12 protein-coding genes are annotated in these 20,243 nt (G+C 63.1%); 6 read left to right on the top strand and 6 right to left on the bottom strand.

Features of this window, described 5'->3' with window-relative positions:
- Positions 1-149 precede the first annotated feature (149 nt).
- The 5 genes from AC1DE3_RS02555 to AC1DE3_RS02535 all read right to left on the bottom strand — a co-directional run bounded on the left by AC1DE3_RS02555 (position 150) and on the right by AC1DE3_RS02535 (position 12,514).
- Positions 150-323, bottom strand: a complete 174-nt coding sequence (locus AC1DE3_RS02555) for a hypothetical protein (protein WP_476779040.1) — start codon at positions 321-323, stop codon at positions 150-152.
- 182 nt (positions 324-505) lie between these two features.
- Positions 506-6,202, bottom strand: coding sequence for a LamG-like jellyroll fold domain-containing protein (locus AC1DE3_RS02550; RefSeq protein ID WP_476852039.1), 5,697 nt, complete (start codon positions 6,200-6,202; stop codon positions 506-508).
- Positions 6,203-6,397: 195 nt separating this feature from the next.
- A complete protein-coding gene (locus tag AC1DE3_RS02545) occupies positions 6,398-8,422 on the bottom strand; it encodes a preprotein translocase subunit SecA (protein ID WP_476779042.1) in 2,025 nt (674 codons plus the stop codon).
- Between the two features lie 9 nt (positions 8,423-8,431).
- Positions 8,432-10,585, bottom strand: coding sequence for an HlyD family secretion protein (locus tag AC1DE3_RS02540; protein WP_476779043.1), 2,154 nt, complete (start codon positions 10,583-10,585; stop codon positions 8,432-8,434).
- Positions 10,586-10,594: 9 nt separating this feature from the next.
- Positions 10,595-12,514, bottom strand: a complete 1,920-nt coding sequence (locus tag AC1DE3_RS02535) for an efflux RND transporter periplasmic adaptor subunit (protein WP_476779044.1) — start codon at positions 12,512-12,514, stop codon at positions 10,595-10,597.
- Between the two features lie 192 nt (positions 12,515-12,706).
- On the opposite strand from AC1DE3_RS02535, the gene AC1DE3_RS02530 reads away from it, so the two are divergent.
- Positions 12,707-13,711 carry an efflux RND transporter periplasmic adaptor subunit gene (locus AC1DE3_RS02530; protein ID WP_476852038.1) on the top strand — a complete coding sequence of 335 codons (1,005 nt, stop codon included), beginning with the start codon at positions 12,707-12,709 and terminating at the stop codon, positions 13,709-13,711.
- A gap of 354 nt (positions 13,712-14,065) precedes the next feature.
- Positions 14,066-14,326, top strand: coding sequence for a PsiF family protein (locus AC1DE3_RS02525; RefSeq protein WP_476779045.1), 261 nt, complete (start codon positions 14,066-14,068; stop codon positions 14,324-14,326).
- Between the two features lie 227 nt (positions 14,327-14,553).
- Here AC1DE3_RS02525 and AC1DE3_RS02520 read toward each other — a convergent pair whose 3' ends face one another.
- A complete protein-coding gene (locus AC1DE3_RS02520; RefSeq protein WP_476779351.1) occupies positions 14,554-15,114 on the bottom strand; it encodes a type 1 glutamine amidotransferase domain-containing protein in 561 nt (186 codons plus the stop codon).
- A gap of 245 nt (positions 15,115-15,359) precedes the next feature.
- On the opposite strand from AC1DE3_RS02520, the gene AC1DE3_RS02515 reads away from it, so the two are divergent.
- The 4 genes from AC1DE3_RS02515 to AC1DE3_RS02500 all read left to right on the top strand — a co-directional run bounded on the left by AC1DE3_RS02515 (position 15,360) and on the right by AC1DE3_RS02500 (position 20,178).
- Entirely contained in the window at positions 15,360-15,533 is a 174-nt protein-coding gene (locus AC1DE3_RS02515) for a hypothetical protein (protein WP_476779046.1), read from the top strand.
- A gap of 190 nt (positions 15,534-15,723) precedes the next feature.
- Positions 15,724-16,518 carry an IclR family transcriptional regulator gene (locus AC1DE3_RS02510; RefSeq protein ID WP_476779047.1) on the top strand — a complete coding sequence of 265 codons (795 nt, stop codon included), beginning with the start codon at positions 15,724-15,726 and terminating at the stop codon, positions 16,516-16,518.
- 4 nt (positions 16,519-16,522) lie between these two features.
- Positions 16,523-18,586, top strand: coding sequence for a hydantoinase/oxoprolinase family protein (locus AC1DE3_RS02505; protein WP_476852037.1), 2,064 nt, complete (start codon positions 16,523-16,525; stop codon positions 18,584-18,586).
- Positions 18,587-18,591: 5 nt separating this feature from the next.
- Entirely contained in the window at positions 18,592-20,178 is a 1,587-nt protein-coding gene (locus AC1DE3_RS02500; RefSeq protein WP_476852036.1) for a hydantoinase B/oxoprolinase family protein, read from the top strand.
- The last annotated feature ends 65 nt before the right edge of the window (positions 20,179-20,243 follow it).

The raw sequence follows: 20,243 nt of genomic DNA, 5'->3' as shown, positions 1-20,243 counted from the left end.
AGAAAATCATCGTTTTGAGATCGTTTTTGAAGAGGAAAACAACGTAATCGCTGACATTTTATCAATCATTAGTCGAGATTCGTCTTAATATTGCTGCGGCACTCTGGGGCATTTAACTGCGGTGATTCAAGAGCCACGTTGCGCCCCGATCACCGCAATTGCAACGGATACGCGAGCGGCGAAGACAATACCGACGATATAGAGCCACGGCGTCGAGAGTTGCTCCAGCGGTTGATCCAAACGCTGGTCAGGAGCTTGACCAGCATCCATGCCATGCCGAAGCTACCCGCCGGGCCAATCGCACTGCCGATAGTGAAGATCACCAGCCCCTCGCCTGGTGGTGACGCTCGGCTCAGCGCGGAATCAGATCTGTGATCGGACGGCCCGCGCGATGGCGCAACATCGATGCGATCGTCGATTGGTATCGGACCATCTGGAACCCGCCGCCAACATCCGCCGCGGTAGGTCTGGGATCTCTCCGAACTCGCCATTCGATGCGGTCGAACTAACCCGCGGCCTTGAACGTCGCGACTTGCATGACCCAGGCTGCGGATCCTGAGAGCGATGCGGTGGCGCCATAGCTTCCGGTTGTCGTGACGAACCTGTCTTCGGCAATGTCGAGATCCGGTGACGTGATGATACGCGTGGTGAAGCTGCTGCCGGCTGCGGAGAATCCTCCCGCCGTGGTTCCTGCGCCGAAGATGAGTTCTCGTGCTGACGTCGTGCTGACCGTGCCGCTGTTTGCCGAACTGCCGGTGCCCGATGCCGAGGCGCCGGCGTCGAACGGGTTGACGGGATCAAGGCCGCTGTATTCGAGAGCGCGGAGATCGACGAACTGCGTGGGAGCATTGAAGGTCACCGTCACCGCGTTGGTCCCCGCGGCGGCGGCCTTGATGTTCTTCGCGTAATAGATGGCCTGACTGACGCCGCTTCCGCGCGCGGTCGGGACAGCGAGTTCATAGACGTTGCCCGCAGAATCGGTGACGGACGCAATGTTGGATGTCGTGTTGTTCCAGCCGATGACGAGAATATTGGTATTCCCGGCCACTTGCGCAGCGGCGTAGGTGACCGGGACCTGCGTCTGGTTGGTTTGCGGCGTGGCCGCATTGGCTTGCACGAATCCAAGTGGCGCGGATGTGGTGACCGCGTTGTAGGTCGCCGTATAGGTGGCGCCGCCGGCCGGCACGACGAGGATGTGGTCCTGCGCGCCGCCATCGGACCATGAGACGAAGTTGTAGGTGGTCGACCCGACTGTCGCGTTGCGCGCTTCGATTTCATGATGAAAGCCGATGAGCGTGTCGTATGTGAACGGCGTGGCGCGCGCGATGCCGTCGAGATACAGCGTGACACCGGCGGGCGCCGTGGCGAAGTTGAGATTGACCTTGTCGGGGAAGATCGTGACAGCCTGGCTCGATTGCAGCCCGCTGGAGTCCGTGACCGTGAGCATGATCCGGTAGCGCGTGAAGCCGCTGAAGTCATGCCCGGAGGTCGGGATCGTAAAGGTTCCGCTGGTCACGCCGGTGATCGGGATGCCCGGATGCACATGTCCCTCATGCAGGAAATCGATGTTCCAGGTGTAGGCGCTGGCAGGCAGTGTGCCGTCTTCGGCATCGGTCGCGGTCCCGCTGAAGGAAATGACATCGCCTGCCCTGAAGACCGCGCCATCGGTCGGCGAGGTTATGGTCGCGACTGGACGGGTGCCCACGGTGATCGCGATCGGCGTCGAGAGTGTCGCATTGGCCCCGTCGGAAACCGTGAGGCGGGCCTGATACGGGCCGGCGACCGTATAGATGTGCGACGGGTTGGCCTCGGTCGATGTCGTGCCGTCGCCGAAATTCCAGGAATAGGATAAGGGCTGTCCCTCCGGATCGGAGGAGCCGGCGCTGGAGAAATTAACGGCGAGAGGCGTCGGCCCCTGCGCGGGCGATGCGGAAGCGCTCGCGACCGGCGGCAGGTTCGAATCGATGAACGAGATGCGCCGGATCTTGCTCACGCCGAATGTGCCGCTGATATCGGAATAGCCGAGATCGAGATAGTAGAGAGCCCCCTCGGGCCCCTCCGTCAGATAGACGATGTCGCCATAGGGGCCATCGACGGATCCATCCTGCGGCTCGAAGTTGATGACGCCGGTAACCTTGCCGTTGGCGTCGAATGTCAGGCGCTTGATCCAATTTTGCGTGTAGTCGGCAAAGAAGAAGCTGCCCTGGTACTCGCTGGGGAATTGCGTGCCATGATAGACGAACCCCGCAACGACAGCGGCGTCCCGTCCATTATGCGGATAGTAATAGGCCGGCGCGGTGTAGGCGGGATTGCCGTTGGGTGTTTCGACGTTGGGCCACCCGTAATTGGCCCCCCTGGCGCCGATATCGATCTCTTCGATCGCCGTGGAATAGGTGTTTCCGCCGACGTCGCCGATGATCAGGCGCCCGGTCGGCGCGTCGTAATAGGCGCGGAAGGGATTGCGCAGTCCGAGCGCCCATATCGCATCGAAGTTGGGGCCCGCACCGTCATAGAAGGGATTGTCGGTCGGGACCGTGCCATCCATGTTGAAGCGCAGGATCTTGCCGCGCGGTTTGGTGAGATCCTGCGCCTCGCCGGCGTTGAAATGCTCGCCGGTGGTGATCAGGATCTTCCCGTCATTGCTGAAGTTGATCGCGCCGCCATGGTGTTCGGCATTGGCGATCTCCGAATCCTGGTAGATGACGAATTCGCTGCCGGCGACGGTCCCCGTCAATGTCGCATTTGCGGTAAACCGCGAGAAACGATCGACGTTCGGCGAGCCCAGCGTGTAGAAGATGTAATAATAGTGGTTGGTGCTGAAGTTGGGATCGAGTGCGACGTCGTAGATGCCCTGCTGAACACCGGCCGAGCCGATATTGCTAAGCTTCAGGAACGGCGTCGGATCAGGCGTCGTATAGGGCGCCGGCAAGACCTTGATCGTGCCGGCCAGTTCCACCAGCAGCATGCGCCCGTCGGGAAGGAATTTGATCGCGGTCGGGAGATCGAATCCGGTGGCGAGAATTTCATTCTGAAAATTGCTGGCATTTGCCACATTCACAGCGATTGGTGCCGACACTGCCGTGTGGCCGTCGATATCGGTCGCAAGCGCTGTGATCGTGTGCGAGCCATTGTTCACGGTTCGCGTATCCCAGGCCAGCGCATAGGGGGCGCTGGCGTCAGGGGCGCCTGCTAGGACTCCGTCGATATAGAACTGGACGGTGGCGACGCCGGTGTCGTCGGTTGCGGTGGCCGTTACATTGACGATGCCGCTGACCTGCGCGCCGTTGGCCGGGACGTCGATCGAAACCTGTGGCGATCCGGCGGCCGGACCACCGACTGCTATGGTCATATCCGACTGGATCTGTGCCTGGGTGAGCACGCGGCTGTAGATGCGCAGGTCATCCAGCAATCCCTTCTGGAATTGTTTGCCCGAGGCATCCGCTCCGATATTCATGGCGTTGCCGCGCGCCGTAATCGATGCCGAGAGCGCCTGCGTGTTGACGAGAGCGCCGTTGACATAGGTTCGCACCTGCGCGCCATCGAAGGTGATGGCCAGATGGGTCCACTGGTTGAACGGCAGCGTGGTGCCCGCCGTGGCGACACGCGGCCCGCTGCTTGTCCCGATGTAGAAGTCGGTCTTGTTGCCGCCGCCGAGTTCCAGGCCATACTGATAGTAGGGCGAGGACATCGTCGTATTCCAGAATTTCCCGATAACAACCGAATCGCCGCTCGCCAGTGGCTGGGGATTGATCCACATCGACAATGTCAGTGCATTGCCGGAAATATTGGTCGAGGTTGAATTCGGGATCGTAATGTAGTCGTTCACGCCGTCGAAGCTCGCGGCCTTGCCATGCTGGCCCGCCACCCAGGCAACGCCATTGACCAGCGTCGCTGTATTTCCCTGGCCAGAGGAATCACTGGCAGTCGCGCCAACTCCCTCATCGAAAGAGTAGGCCGCGGCCAAGCCGACAATTTGCGTATTGGATACTGTCACCGTGACAGGTGGAGAATCCGCGGTGTTGTTCGAGGTGTCGCGCGCGCGCGCGGCGATCGTGTGGACACCGTTGGGAACGGTGCTTGTGTCCCAACTGACGCTATATGGAGCCGTCTTGTCCTCGCCTCCGCCGATCGCGACATTGTCGACCAGGAAGGTCACGCCGCCGACGCCAATGTTGTCGGTTGCATTGGCACTAATCGTCACCATGCCGGAGAGCGGCGCGGTTCCGGTCGGCGCGGTGATGGTCGCTGAAGGGGCAATCGTGTCGGGTGTGAGCGTGGTAGCGCTCGCAGGCGCCGATTGTGCCGAAAGATTCGCGGCCGCATCCACTGCGCGCACAGTGTAGCTATACGTGGTTCCGGACGCTAAGCTGGTGTCGTTGAACGTGGTTGTCGCCGAGGTTCCAACCTGCGTGTTGTTGCGGAAGACCTGATAGCCCGTGACCGCTACATTGTCCGTCGAAGCATTCCACGAGAGGTTGATCTGCGTCGGCGAAGTGGCCGTGGCAGCGAGGCCAGTCGGGGTGGAGGGGGGCGTCGTATCTGCCGCAGCGGTGGTCTTGAATGTGCTGTTCGCGCTGATCGCTTCGTTGCCGGCGGCGTCGATAGAGCGGACGCGATAATTATAAGTGGTGTTGGAGGCCAGACCGGCGAGCGCGACGCTGTGCGCAGTCACCAAGGTCGGGTCAAGCGTCGTCGTCGTGCCGTAACTCGCCGTGAGTCCATATTCAACGCGTGACGTCGCTGCTTCGTTGCTCGTCCAGGTGATTTGCGCCGAATTGCCGGTGATGTTGGTGGCAGTTCGTGCCGAAATCGTTGGGGCAGTCGTATCGAGGGTGATGGTATCGGTGACGGCTGTGGACCAGTTGCCCGCGGCATCGTTGAACTGGACATAGACGGTCTTGGCGCCGGCTCCACTGGAGAGCGTCCATGTCTTGGAGGATGCGAACGCCTCAGCGGTCGAAAATGAGGTGCCGTTGTTGGAGAACCGCATTTGCGTGACCGAGGTGACCGCATCGGTTGCGGTCAGCGCAAGCGTGACGGTCGTGGTGTTGGTCGCGGCCGCCCCTCCGTTGATGACGACGGTGCCGGTCGGCGCCTGGTTGTCGATGGTAACCGTAGCCGCAGTCGATGTGGTGATGTTGCCGGCAGCGTCGCGCGCCTGGGCCGCAATCGTGTGGGGGCCGTTCGATACTGTCGTCGTATTCCAGGAAACGCCATAAGGCGACGTGGTATCCTCGGATCCGATCGTAGCGTTAGCATCAAGCAAGAACTTCACGCCGACCACGCCGACATTGTCGGAGGCCGTGGCTGCAAGGTTGACCGTCTGCGAGAGGATCGATGCCGGCGGCGTGAGCGCTACGGTCGGCGGGGCCGTATCCGGTGGTGGCGGGGTGGTCCCCCCCAGCGGGGTTGTCATATCCGTCTGGATCTGCGCCTGCGTGAGCGCATGATCGGCGATGCGGACATCGTCTATCCGTCCGGGGAACTCGAAGCCGGTACTGCCGGAGCGACGGCCAATGGTCACGTTCGCTGTCGAGTTCTGCTGGGAATTGCTGACGGTGCCGTTCAACTGGCCGTTGTCGAGGTTACCGTTGAGATAGACATCCAGCGTCTGGTTGGTGGCGTTGTAGACGCCGGCGATATGATACCAGGTGTTGAGCTGGAGCGTCGTCGCGCCGTAGCGAAACATCGCACTGCCGGAGTTGGTCGTGAGCTTGAAGCCGATGGTGCGAGGGCCGGTATCCTTGGTGAGATCGAGCTGGTATCCGGATTCGCCGGAGGTGCGCTTTGATACAACCGCCGCGTCATCGGAGGGAAACGAGCTGACATAGACCCAGGCGCTGACGCTCATGCTGCCGGTGAATTGCAGCGCAGTCGGGTTGCCCAGATTCACGAAATCATTCGCGCCATCGAGCGCCACGGCGTTTCCGTACTTGCCCGCCGTGAAAGTCGGACCGTTGGTCAGCGTACCCGTAATGCCGTGGCCCGATGCATCCGCCGCTGCGGTGCCGGAAACTTCGTCGAAGGCGTAGCCGGCGGTAATACCGAGGGGATCTGCCGCCAGCAGCAGCCGCGGTTCGAGCGTTTCAAAGATAATCTGCGCAGGGGGAGAGGAAGGCTCGCTGTCTCTGCTCCCGCGACGGGGGCGCCGATTCACAAGTCGCCGCGTCACCCGGTTGAACAGGCTCACAGAACTCGACATCGCGCACTCCCAACGTCAAGCGACGGACTCTTGGGTTCGATGCAATGCGCTCTTCAATACCACACCGTTCTGCGCTTGTTAATCATGCCGGTATGGGCGGTTTTAGTTTAATTCCATCAGGACGTTAGTGCAGAAAGAGGGCGCGCAGAGGCGGTCGATCTGGCCGCGATAGATGTTTGTTCGTGAATTTCTTTGTCATTCCGTCCCCGCGAAGCCGAGAATTTTGCTGACCCGCTGATCTTCAGCAACAGCGGCTCGGCGAGCGCGCCGGTGCAGACGTTCGGCCGCGCGTTGACTGCAGTTACGTAGAGCGCGTGCGATCGCGGCAGGAATAGGTCGATCGGGTGACAGGCTTCGAGTGACCAGTTGGAGCAGCCTGCGCGAGGAAAAGCGTTGAAGGAGTTCATCATCAACAGCGACGATGGCCTCGTAGCTGCCCGGGTCGCCTTGCCGGCCGGCGCGCCCGAAGAGCTGGCGGTCGATGCGCCGGGATTCATGGTACTCCGTCAGGATGACATGCAGACCGCCTGCCTCGCGCACCACCGCATGCAGTTGGATGTCGGTGCCCCGCCCGGCCATGTTGGTCGCGACCGTGACTCTGTTCGGTTGCCCCGCACGCGCAACGATATCCGCTTCCTCGCGATCCTGCCGCGCGTTGAGGACCATGGGGTCGAGCCCTGCCTCGTGCAGCAACCGCGAGATATGTTCGGATGCCTCCACCGATCGCGTTCCGACCAGGACGGCACGGCCCGCCCGCGTCGCCGCGCGAACGGAGCGGACGACCACGTCCCATTTCTGCTCTGCGGTCGGCAGCATGCGCGTGCCGGCGTTCAGACGCCGCAACGGTTTGTTCGTTGGAATGCGAACGATCGGCAGGCCGTAGGCGGCGTATAATTCGCCTGCCGGCTCGATCGCAGTTCCGGTCATGCCGCAGAGATGCATGTAGCGGCGAAAAAAGCGCTGATATGTGATCTGTGCCAGCGTCTTGCGCCGCTCCGTGATGGCGCAGCGTTCCTTCGCTTCGATCAGCTGATGAATCCCGCTTTCCCAAGAACGGTCGGGCATGACGCGCCCGGTATACTCATCGACGATCTGCACTTTGCCATCGGCAACGATGTACTGGACGTCGCGCCAGTACAGATGCTGGGCAGCAAGCGCATGCTGGACGAGCTCCTCGCGGGCGCGCCGGATCGCCCATAAGCCCGGCAGCCCGGCCGAGAGCTTGGCGATCTCGCTTTCGCCGTCCATGGTGAGGCGTATCCGTTTTTCGTTCTGCAGGATCTGAAATGCTTCGCCGGCCTTCAGACGGCGCGCGATCTCGAGCGCGGCCTCGTAGAGACCGGCCGCGTTCTCAGCGTTTTCCTGCGCACCGGACAGGATCAACGGCGTGCGGGCTTCGTCAATGAGCACGCTGTCGGCTTCGTCCACGATTGCAAAATGGAGGCCGCGGAGAAGCAGCGGTTGATGGCTGCCGATGTGTCCGCCCTTGAATATGCGGTCGACAAGGAGCCGCGTGCTCGCGCGGCGCGCGCCGAGCGCCAGCCGGTCGCGGAGATAATCGAACACGAGCTCCTTGTTGGTGCAGTAGGTCACGTCGCTCGCATAGGCGCTCCGCCGTTCCTGGGGCGATTGCCCGTGCTCGGCGAGCCCGACGGTAAGGCCCAGCGCATTGTAGACCGGGCCGAGTTGCTCGGCGTCGCGGCGAGCGAGATAGTCGTTGACGGTGATGATATGAACCGGACGGCCCATGAGCGCGGCGGAGATCGCCGGCAGCAACGCCGTCAAGGTTTTGCCTTCGCCGGTTTCCATTTCGGCGATAGCCCCTCCCATCATGGCGGCGCCACCCAGCAGTTGAACGTGGAAGTGGCGCATGCCGACGTGACGACGCGCCGCTTCGCGCGCAAGGGCGAACGAAAGGGCCCGTTCGCGCGAGTGGAAGCGCGCTGACAGCAATCCTGCGCGCAATTCATCCGCACGCTCGCGCAGCCGGCGATCCGGCAGGTTCATGACCTGCGGCTCCAGGGATTCGACCAGCCGCGCGAAGCGCGAGAGCCGGTGTTGCCTGATGGTAAACAGCAGATAGGGCGAGATCTGGCCCCAGCCACCAAGCAGCGCGCCATCGAAGCGGCCCTCCTTGCGGCTGGCGCGTTCAGCATAGGGCGCATCCATCGCGAGCGAGCCCGCATCCATGATCTGCCGCCGGCTGCGAGGATGCGACATGTCGTTGTCTCAGATCTGCAGCCGGGACAGCAGCAATTGGCGCACACGACGCCACATCTGCCAGCCTATCGGCTCCCAGACATGATCGAAGCGCACATAGGCGCGGCTGCCAAATGCGGCCGGTGGCGTGGCTTCTGCGGACAATTCGACGTCAACCTGGAAAACACGTTGCAGCGCCCTGGTTCCTTGCTGGTCTGCCGGATCGACAGTGAGCGCGCCGCCGCCCGCACCCCCCAAGGCCCTGCTGGGGAGATTGTTGTGCCCCGCCGGAACTTCGCGAACGATTGTCGCCGGCAGAGTTTCATCGAGGCGCTCGGCGAGCTTGACCGTGACGCCGCGCAATTGATGACGAAGGAGATCAATATCGTCCTGCCGGATCGTTGCGCGGATGATGCGCGCGTCATGGGGGAGCACGTAGCCGATCTGCAGACCCTCTCGCACAAAGCGCCCGGGCAGATCCTGCGATTTCATCACCGCGAAGATGCCATCGCTTTGACTGCGTACAATGAGCCGCGCCGCGCGGCTGGTTGCCGTCGCAAGTTCGGCGCGCGCTTGCCCCAGTTCCGTGGTTGTCGTCTCGGCCCGCATGCGATCGGCAAAGCGCTCAGTGGCAAGACGAATCTCGAGTTCAGCGACACGCGCCCGCAGGATTTCGAGTTCGGTCCTGGATGTGGGGTCCTCGCTTTCGATCAACGCATCGCCGACGCCCACCCTTTGGCCGGGCTCGATCAGGAAGCCGTGCACGAAACCGTCCGCTCCCGCGCGCACTATTGCGTGTTCCGGCAGCCAGACCACACCTTCAGTCGTGAAGTAGAGCGGCGCCGGGACCAGAAACAGGACGATCCCCACGACCAGGATTGTGCCGAAGGTCGCAGTCATTGCGCGGTTGCGATTGCGATGAAGGCGCGGGCTTGTGAGCACCAGCCACAAAGCCTTGCCGATCGGCAATGCAATCCCCGTCAACAGACTCCAGATCGCAACCGCGATCCCCACAGCGAAATACTGGGAAGCGATGAATACGGCGATCGCAAGCATGACTGCTTGGCGGTAGAGGAAGGCAGCGGGTCCGTAGATGAGGAACCAGATGCGCTCGCCATCCGTTGCAACGAATTCTCTCAATCCATCGGTGCGAAACACATATCGGTCGACCAGATAGCCCCAGTAGCGGGTAGCGCGCTGCGCAAGGTTCGGAATTTCCAGCAAGTCGGCAAGAATATAATAGCCGTCATAGCGCAGGAGCGGATTGCCGTTGAACACCAGGGTGGAAACACCTGCGACCACCATGGCGTTGAATGCCAGTGCCCGAGCAATTCCAGGCTCGACCGCAAGCCAGACATAGAGTGCAAGCGCGGCGATAAACACCTCGACGATCATTCCGGCCGCGCCGACAAGCGCGCGCTGCCATTTGCTGCGGAATCCCGATGCCGCCGAGGCGTCGACATAGGGTAGCGGTGCAAATACCAGAAGCATGACGCCGAACTCGTGCACGGCTCCCCCGAATGCCTTGACGGCAAATCCATGCCCGAATTCGTGCATGACCTTGAGCAGCAGATAGGTCAGGGTAAGCGGTACGATGTTGTCGGTGGCGAGGATACGGTCGGTGGCATCGGCACTGAGGTCTTGCCAGTGCTGCGCGGCCAGCAGCAGCGCCGGCAGCACCATGAGCAGCCACAATGCGGCTCCCGGGCGGCCAAACAGCCACCGGGCGATTGGCAGCGTGCGCTCGAAGAACTTGTCCGGGTGCCAGCACGGTATTCTCAGAGCCAGCGGATAGAGCACATTACCCAGCCACCGGGATCGTCCTGTTCGCGCGGCACGCTCCAGCAGCGCGCTTGAATCGGGTGTTACCTCGGTCTGCAGCAAGTCGGATGCATTGAGTTCCGCCAACAACCGGATCACGTCGTCCTGACTCGGCGCCTCCTCTCCGAGCTTGGCTCCTATCTCATGCCAGAGCTGGTCGACAGTGCGCACTCCATCCATGGCGGCAATCATCATGCAGCTCGCCGGGGATAGGCGGTGTACGCGGCCGTTGGCATGATCGTGCACGACAAACCAGACATTGCCGCGATAGCGGTGGCGTAGGACCGAGGTGTGGTCGCGCAGCTTTGGCTTGCGGAGCGCGACGCGATACCAGGAGGAGCTCAGGAACGGGGCGACGGTCATGTCGGCGTCTCAGGGCAGGTACTTCCATGCAGTTAGGTTTAGCCAGTCGAAAACGGGGTGCATCCAGATCCAGACGAGCGAGCGTCGTCCGGTTGCGATCTTGGCGACGCCTTCCATCCCGGGGCGCAGACGCAGTCCAGGTTCCGACAGGCGCGCCTCGATCCGGAAGGAGTTGCGTCCCTCCTCGGCGACCGTCACCGGCGTGATCTTGCTCAAGATCAGCGGCAGCGGGTTGCCGGGTTGGCCAGCGAGGGCGACGGTGCCGCTCTGACCGACCGCGACATAACGCACGTCGCGCTCGTCGACCTGAACGATCAGGCGATAAGCGTACAGCGGAGCGACTTCGAACAGAACCTTCCCCTTTTCCACCGGCGAGCCGAGCATCTGAGTCAGATCTCCCGACACGACGATGCCGTCGAAGGGCGCAAGGATGCGTGCTCGGACGAGCTTCTCGTCCGCGAGTGCCAACTGCGACTCGGCTTGGCGAATCTGCGGCTCAAGCAGGACAAAATTGTTGCGATCGTGCTTGGCGAGCGCTTCCCGATGCCGCTGCAGCAGCTTGTCGCGCTCAGCACGCCATTTCAGGCGCTCGAGAACGAGCTCGCGGTCCTCGAGCGCGACCAGGAGATCACCGCTCTGCACGGTATCGCCGGCGCGCACGGGAGCGGTCCGAATGTATCCGTCGAAGGGGGCTATGGCGGCGCGTTGCAGCTCAGCTTCGAGTACCGATTTTGCGGTGATGCGATGCTCGCCATGCGCGAAAGCTGCGGTCAGCGTCAGCGCAGCCAGAGCGATGGCGCCGAGCTTGAAACCGGGTCGCCGTGGGCCGAACAGCGCATCGACCCCGTCGCCAAGGCGATCGATTATACGCCCCGTGACCCATCTGTTCGATCGCAACTGGAGCCCGATTTGCGGCCCCAACAGAGCTGCGACGGTTTCCGCCAGTTGCAATGTATCCGTGGTGAAGGGCTCGGCGCGATGGCGTTCGAATGTGAGCGCGCCGATCGGCTCCCCGTGGTGGCCGTTCAGCACAACCGACATGGTCGTCGCGCCGACGGTTTTTGAGCCCTCCGCCAGTGCCTGATGAGCAATGTGCACGGCGTAGTCCATCACGGGCAGCAGCGGATAGGCGACGCAACGGCGTTGCTCGACCGCTTCATCCATCGCGTTCTCGATTGCATCCGCCACGCGGCTCTCATGTTTGAAGCTGGCGGAATGCGACATCGCCTGGAGGCGGACTGTGCCATCCCGCTTGACCACCCCCATCGATACGCGATCGCATCGCAGGCGCGTTGCAAGCTCATTGGCGATGCTGATCGCCGCCTCGGGCAGTCGCGGTCGTGCCCCAACGGTCGCGAGGAGATCGAGGCACGCTGCGGCCCGCGCAACATCAAGCGAGAGATCCTTGGCGCGCCGCGCCCAAGGCAAGGTCTCGAGCCAGCCCGCACCCCAGCGCAATTGTTCGGCAACCGTTTCTGGGGCGACGGCGGATGTGCCGGCGGTTGTCGTCAAGGCTATGGCCGCGGCGGCGATTGGCGTGGTCGCGCCGAGCGGCAGGGCCACGACAAGGGCAACATGTTGCGCAGGACTGGCTTCCGGGCCAACGCGACCGTGGGCTACGATGACACGGCGCTCCGCAAGAGCCTGTTCGGCGAGCCGAGAAAGATCGCCGACCTGAATGTCACGCGCGGGCCATGTCAGGGACAGGCATTGCGCGTCGGAAGCGACCGGTCGGATGAGCAGGAGACCGGCGGCAACGCCCGCGATGCGGCTGCATTGTAGAGCAAGCCAGGCTGAGCCAAACGCCGCTTCATTGCTCGCATCCAGCAGTCCGCGCCAGTGCGCCGCTGTGGACGGCTCTGCCGGTACCACATGCAACGGGAGCGTTGGGTCCGCATTCACCGCTCGGGCTCTGTCTGGCTCAGACATGCGTGGCGTCCAAAGCGCGTCGACAATGATACTGCCTGCACTACGGAGCGGCCGTTTTGCCGGGTCGCCCGACGAAGATGGGTAACGATGCTGACCTTGAGCCTGGTTTTAGTTCGAAAACTGTGACCCGCCTGCAATCCCCGATGCAGTGTCTAGCAAATTTAGCTGCTGATCTTAGGCCTGCTTCTTTCAATGAGTCAAAGAGAGGTGTCGCGTGTTATAAGTGCAAAGCCAGTCAGAAGCTGCATGGCGGGATTACGTATGGCGGCATCAAATGGCACGGTATTCCATAGAATTCAGTGGCTTCGTTGCATCGCATGGTGTGCGTTGTGGCCGCTGGGGCCCTTCTTCCTGACCGCTTCTCCAGCGAGGCCGCAGACACCGGCAGTGCCGCCCGCCGCTGGACAAGAGTTCGAGTGTGTGATCGAGCCGCAGCAGGTCGTCAAACTCGCGAGCCCGGTGGTCGGCTTGATCGCACGCCTTGATGTCGACCGGGGCGATATCGTCCGGCAAGGCCAAGTCGTCGGCAAGATCGAGGATGGCATTGAGGTGGCGAATCTGGCGCTCGCACGCGCGCGCGCGACCAATGATGCGGCAGTTAAATCAGCGGAAGCGCGGGTGCAATTTCTGCGCAGCAAGTACGATCGATTGGATAAGCTCCACAGTAGGGCGGTTAGTTCGCTTGCTTCTCTTCAGGAAACGGAGGCTGAAGTCGATGTTGCTGAGCAGCAACTTAAGGAGGCGCGGCTCAACTTAAATATCGCTCGGCTCGAAGTGGCCCACGCGGAAGAAGTATTGAATCAACGAACGCTGCGAAGCCCGATTGACGGCGTGGTGGTCGAGCGCCTCCTTGTTCCAGGCGAGTACCGTAACGACCAGAGTCCGGTTCTCACGCTCGCGCAGATCGATCCGTTGAGGGTTGAAGTCTTCGTGCCCTCCGCATATTTCGGGCAAATTCGTATCGGCAGCAAGGCCGAGGTGCGTCCGGAGCAGCCGATCGGCGGTGTCCATACCGCGCTTGTTTCCGTGGTCGACCATGTGCTCGACGCCGCGAGCGGTACGTTCGGGATACGCTTGGCTTTGCCGAACCCGCATTTGACGCTGCCTGCAGGTATTCGCTGTAGAGTCACGTTCTCAATGCAGATTCCCAGCGCTCTCCCAGCCGTAGAAGCTAACGACATACCGCCGAAGAAGTAATTGTAGAGCGACAATATCGACATCTTCATCCTGCAAGGCGTGCCGAGGCATGTTCGCTCCCACGACGTCCAGAATTCATCGCGAAGGCCGTTCGGGCACCTCGAAATACGGCTTCCCTGAAGGGCTGCTTGTGATTCCAGGGGGGTATCCGCACCTTCGTGAGGCCCATTTTGGAAACCGCCCTGACGGCTTCCGATACCTATATGGCTGCTGCTGCAGCAGTGCTGCCGAAGCCGAGCAAGTAAGCGGGAGCTGTTCAGTAGCCGTTCAACTCAATCGGCGCGATCATTCACGATCCGACAGCCGACCCGGCGACTGCCTGGACCCGATCCTCCGGGTTTGACGGACAACGCCATGAACCTCTCACGCAATCTGCTGCCGCTTGCCGCGCTCGCGATGATGACAGGCTTCGGCTTCGCGCAAACACCGGTGCAAATGAGCCCGGATACCAAGCCGGCCGTGACCTCGCCTGCGCCCGCGGCGCCTGCCAAGAAGGCTACGACAACCTCAAGTGAAAGAACCGCAAAGTCGAAGGCGTGCTCGGCGCAGGCTGATCAAAAGGGACTTCACGGCAAGGCCCGAAAGAGGTTCCGCGACGACTGCAAGCGGAGCTGACCAAATCGCCGCTGCCCGATTTGATGAAGTCCTTCGGCTTCTGCACGATTTTATCGACAAAGCCTGGCGGCCAGCCTTCCCGCGAGGCGGATCCTCGCGGTGGCGATGCGTCAAGCTCGCGCCTCGAGCTCTTAAAACCGGCCCAGACCACGCAGCGCTCCCACCTGCATCGGTACGGCGGGACGGGCGAGCGCTCGTCCGTCACCTGGGGTCGGTGAGCCGGGATGCTATGCGGCCTTGCGGTCATGCCGCCCTTCGCAGACTTCCTCGATGATCTTGGCCACGAAGGCCGGCAGATCATCCGGCTTGCGGGAGGTTACGATGCCCTCGTCCGTAATGACCTCGGCGTCCTGCCAATTGGCTCCCGCGTTGAGGAGATCCTGTTTCAGCGTCGGCCAGGAGGTTACCTTCCGGCCCTTGGCTATGCCGGTGTCGATGAGGAGCCACGGCCCGTGGCAGACTGCGGCGACGACCTTACCCTGATCGAAGAAAGTCTTGATCAGCGATAGCGCCTTGTCGTTGCCGCGCAAGGTATCGGGGTTCATCTGGCCGCCGGGGAGCACGATCGCATCATAGGCAGTGGCGTCGATCGCATCGAGCGCCTTGTCGACCTTGACCGCGCGCCCCCAGTCCTTCTTGTCCCAGCCCTTGATTTCGCCGCTCTCCGGTGAGGCGACCTGCACCGTTGCGCCAGCCTCCTTCAACTTCGCGAGCGGCACTTCGAGCTCGGACTGCTCGAAGCCGTTGGTGGCGAGAATGAGGATATTTTTGCCTGTTAGGGCACCCATGTGAAATCTCCTGTCCTGGGGCACTTCCAGACCAACAGAACAGGCGGCGATGCGTTCCACGGTTCACGCGCGGTGTCGTGGAGCTCTTTCCTGAATCGTTGAGGTTCCACGCCCTGACCGACCGCCGGTGACGTTCCATCGTTTTAGGACGGAAGTCTGCGAGCTGTACCCGCCGAGAAAGTGCTTTGGCGGGCTTTGTCATCAACTGTCGACCAGGTGGCGCTGCCGGTCTGAAGCAGGGCGTCATGCTTCAGATCCTCTTCATCCAGCGCCAATGGTGCGCATCGGGCAACAAGGTACCCGAGATTCATTCGCTTACGTTCCTGATCGCGCCCCGCAAGGGAGGCCTTCACCTCACTCCAGACGGCCTCGAAGGCAGCAAAGGCCCGGGCGAGATCGGCAGGGTCGCTCAGCGATGAGAAAGGTATTTCTCCTCTCCCAAAGAAGTGGGCTGCGAGGAGATCGACCGATCATCGCGCCAACCCAGATGTTTGGCCGCCCCGACATCGCGGTCTCGGCCGACACCTTGACAGGCAACTCGGTTCACCCATAGCATATCATATAATAAAATGGCATTTCATTATTCAAAACGAAATGCGAGGAACGCCTTTGTCGACAGAGCCGCCAAAAGCCAAGGGGAAGCCCGCGCCTGCCGGCACCAGCACGCTCGATCTCGCGCTTCACGCGGTCGACTACCTGGTGCAGCAGAGCCGCCCGGCTTCGCTCGCCCAGATCGCGGATGCTCTCTCGGCGTCGAAGGCGACGATCTATCGGCATCTGGTGACGCTGCAGCGTCACGGCTTCGTCCGCCAGGAGGCCGAGACGGGCCGTTACGAGGCGGGGATCAAGCTGATGATGCTGGGCGAAGCCCTGCGTCAGCGCTTCGATATCGTCAGCGCCGCGCGCGAGGAGCTGATGACCTTGCGCGACCACACCGGCCAGGCGGTCACGGTCTGCGCCGCGATCGACGACGAGCTGATCGTCCTCGAACTGATCCAAGGCCGCACGCTCATCGAATTCTCCACGCGGCCCGGCACACGGCTCGCCTTCCACGCCAGCGCCCACGGCAAGATCTGGCTCGCCTTCGGCGCGCAAGAGCGCACCGCCGCGATCGCCAGCGGCCCGCTCGAAGCCTGGACGCCGGCGACCATCGTTTCAACGCAAGCGCTGCTCGCCGAGGTCGACGCCGTTCGCGAGCGCGGCTGGGCCACCGCGCCGAACGAGGTCATCACCGGCGTCAACACGCTCGCCGCCCCCGTCTTCGACCACCGCAAGGTTCTCGTCGGCTCGATCGCCATCGTCGGTGCGACGCAGTTCATTCCGCCCGTTCCCGATCCTGAACAGATCCGTGAGGTCGTCGGCAGCGCCGCACGCATCTCGCGTGGCTTGACCTGGAAAGACTGAGAGCATGACCTATTCGCTGGCCGTCGATATCGGCGGCACCTTCACCGATATCGTCCTGCGGGACTCCCGCGGCGGACTCAGCGTCGACAAGACACTGACCACGCATCACGACCTGCTGGAAGGTTTCTTCCGCGGCGTCGACTCCGTTCTTGGCAAGGCCGGCATCGCCGCGGGCGCGGTCGATGGCGTGGTGGTCCATGCCACGACGGTCGTCACCAACGCGCTGATCGAACGCAAGGGCCTGCCGACGGCGCTCGTCGTCACTGAGGGCTTCAGCGACGTGCTCTCGATCCGCAACGAGCACCGCTACGACATGTACGACCCGCAGATCGAATTTCCCGAGCCGTTGGTCACGCGCGAACTGACCTTCGGCCTGAAGGAGCGTGTCCTCGCGGACGGCACGGTGACGCTTGCGCCGAACCCCCAGGACATTGCGAGACTCGCGGCCGATATCCGGGCCAGCGGCGCGCGTGCCGTTGCGATCTGCTTCCTCAACAGCTTCGCCAACCCCGACAACGAGGCACTGGTCGCGGCCGCCCTGTCGCGCGAGCTCAACGACGTCTTCATCTGCACCTCCTCGGAGGTCGCCCCGCAGATCCGCGAGTACCAGCGGGCATCGACGGCGACCGTGAACGCCTATGCGATGCCGATCTCGCAGCCCTATCTCAAGCGGCTGAGCGACCGGCTGCGTGTCGAGGGCTTCGCCAACACCCCGCTGATCATGCTGTCCTCGGGCGGCGTCGTCGGCGCCGAGACGGCGGGCCGCAACCCCGTCCGCATGATCGAGAGCGGACCTGCCGCGGGCGCGCTCGCGGCCTGTCACTATGCCGAACTCCTCGGCATCGACCGGCTGATGTCCTTCGACATGGGCGGCACCACCGCCAAGGCCTGCCTCATCGAAAACCGAACGCCGCTGATCACCGGGCTGTTCGAGGTCGATCGGCGCTACCGCTTCCGCGAGGGCAGCGGCCTGCCCGTCACTGTGCCCTCGATCGACCTGATCGAGATCGGTGCCGGCGGCGGCAGCATCGCCCATGTCGACGATCTCGGCCTGCTCAAGGTCGGCCCCGAAAGCGCCGGATCCAACCCCGGCCCGGCCTGCTACGGTCGCGGCGGCCGCAACGCGACCGTAACCGATGCCGACCTCGTGCTCGGGCTGATTGATGCCGAGAACTTCCTCGGCGGCGACATGTCGCTCGACAAACCGGCCTGCGACGCCGCCATGACGCGGCTCGGCGAGGCGCTCGGCCTCAGCGCCGTCCAGGCCGCGCGCGGCATCTACCGCATCGTCACGGAAGCCATGGCCTCGGCGGCGCGGACCCATGCGACCGATCGCGGCGTCGATTATCGCGGCCTGCCGCTCTTCGCCTTTGGTGGTGCGGGACCACTCCATGCCTGCGGCGTCGCCGAATTGCTGCAGAGCACCAGCGTGATCGTACCGCCGCAATCAAGCGTGCTCTCGGCCTTCGGCACGCTCGTCACCCCCGTCCGGCTGGATCTCGTGCGCAGCGACCTGACGCGGATCGACCATCTCGACTGGGAGCGCGTCGACCGCGTTATCGGCGACCTGGAGAAGGAAGGGCTGACGGCGCTGGGCGAATCCGGCTGCGCGGCTGCCGACGTCACGATCCTGGTCGGCGCCGACATGCGCTATGTCGGCCAGCAGCACGAGGTCACGATCATCTTCGAGACCGATCCGCGTCAGAGCCGCGACGCCGCGGCGCTGACGGCCCAGTTCGAGGCGGCCTATCGCACGCTCTACGGCGTCAACCCCTCGCATGTCCCGATCGAGCTCGTGACCTGGCGTGTCGTCGCGCGGGGCCCCCTGCCGCATTTCGACGGCCAGGCCCGCGCGCGGATCGCGGCCGGCGCGCCGAAGCGCCACCGCCCCGTCCATGCCTGGGAGGATGGCCAGTCCGTGCCCGTCTATGAGCGTTCGACGCTCGCCACCGGCCAGTCCATCGCCGGCCCCGCCATCATCGAGGAGCGCGAAACCACGACCGCGCTGCCCCCCGGCTGGAGCGCGACGATCGACGCGCTCGGCTGCATCGTCGCCACGAAAGGTTAAGTCCGATGGCAAAGTCACCTGCGACGGCGAAGTCACCTGAGATGGATGGCGTCGAGCTCGAAATTCTCTGGTCGAACCTGATCGGCATCGTCACAGAGCGGGCCAAGGCGCTGCAGCGCATCGCCTTCAGCCCGATCGTGCGCGAGGCCGGCGACCTTGCCTGCGCGCTGTTCGATCAGCGCGGGCGCATGGTTGTGCAGGCCAATACCGGTACGCCCGGCCATATCAACTCGCTCGCCTTCGCCGGCGCGCATCTGGTGCGCCTGTTCGAAGGCCGCTGCGAGCCGGGCGACGTGCTGATCACCAACGACCCCTGGCTCTCGGCCGGGCATTTCTTCGACATCACCATCCTGACGCCGATCTTCGACGGGAAGAAGCTGCTCGCCTATATCGGCTCGACCATCCACCACACCGATATCGGTGGCTACGGCATCGGCGCCGGCGCCCGCGACGTGCATGAGGAAGGCCTCTGGATTCCGCCGCTCAAGCTCTATGAGCGCGGCAAGCCCAGCGAAATGCTGCACGACATCATCCGCCGCAATGTCCGCACGCCCGATGCCGTCTTCGGCGATCTCTCGGCGCAGGTTTCGTCCGGCGAGGCAGCAGCCGATCACCTGATCACGCTGTGCGAGCGCTATGGTATCGACGACATCGAGGCCTTGTCGGACGAAATCATCGACCGTTCCGAGGAGGCGACCCGCAACGCCATCCGCAAACTGAAGCCGGGCACCTATCACGGCGAGGCGGTCTTCGACGTGCCCGGCGGCGAGGTCATCACCCTCAAGACTGCCGTCACGGTCGATGCCGAGACCGGGTCGATCATCGTCGATTTCGAGGGATCCTCGCCGCAGACCACGACCGGCATCAACGTGGTGCTGAATTACACCCACGCCTATTCGACCTTCGCGATCCGCTCCTGCCTCAATCCGGATCTGCCCAACAACACCGGTTCGCTGGCGCCGATCGAGGTTCGCGCGCCCGTCGGCTCGATCGTCAACTGCGCCTACCCAGCGCCGGTCAATGCGCGCCACGTCGTCGGCATGTACGTGCCGATGCCGATCCTGAAAGCACTGCATCAGGTGATGCCGGAGCGGGTCCTCGCGGAAGGATCGGGCGCGGTCTGGACCATCCAGATCCAGGGGCGCAAGCCCAGCGGCGAGCCCTTCACGTCGTCGATGTTTAACTATTCCGGCGGCATGGGCGCCCGCGCCGGCAAGCCGGGACCGAGCGCGACATGCTACCCGACCGGCGTCGCGGCCGTGCCGATCGAGATCCTGGAAGCGGCGATGCCGATCGTCTTCGATCGCAAGGAACTGCGGCCTGGCTCTGGCGGCAAGGGCCGGATGCCGGGTGGGGACGGCCAGATCATCCAGTTCCATATGCGCACCGACCACGCCTGGCTGCTCAACGCCGTGCCGAGCCGGCTCGAGCGCGGTCCCGACGGCATCGATGGCGGCCTCTCCGGCGCGCCCGGCCGCTTCCTCGTGAACGGCAAACCCGTCAGCGAAGCCAAGAAACTGACCATGCAGGCCGGCGACGTCGTGCTGCTGGAGACGCCCGGCGGCGGCGGCTACGGCAAGCCCGTGGCCTGACGACGAGCGCGGCCAAACTCAAAATCCAGAAAAAGGCGGGACCTCGCATGGGGGTCACCAGCCGG

The sequence above is a fragment of the Allobosea sp. 10L417 genome (genome assembly GCF_056395485.1).
Note: the sequence above shows the minus strand (reverse complement) of the source record. Positions and strands in the feature narration are given on the sequence as shown.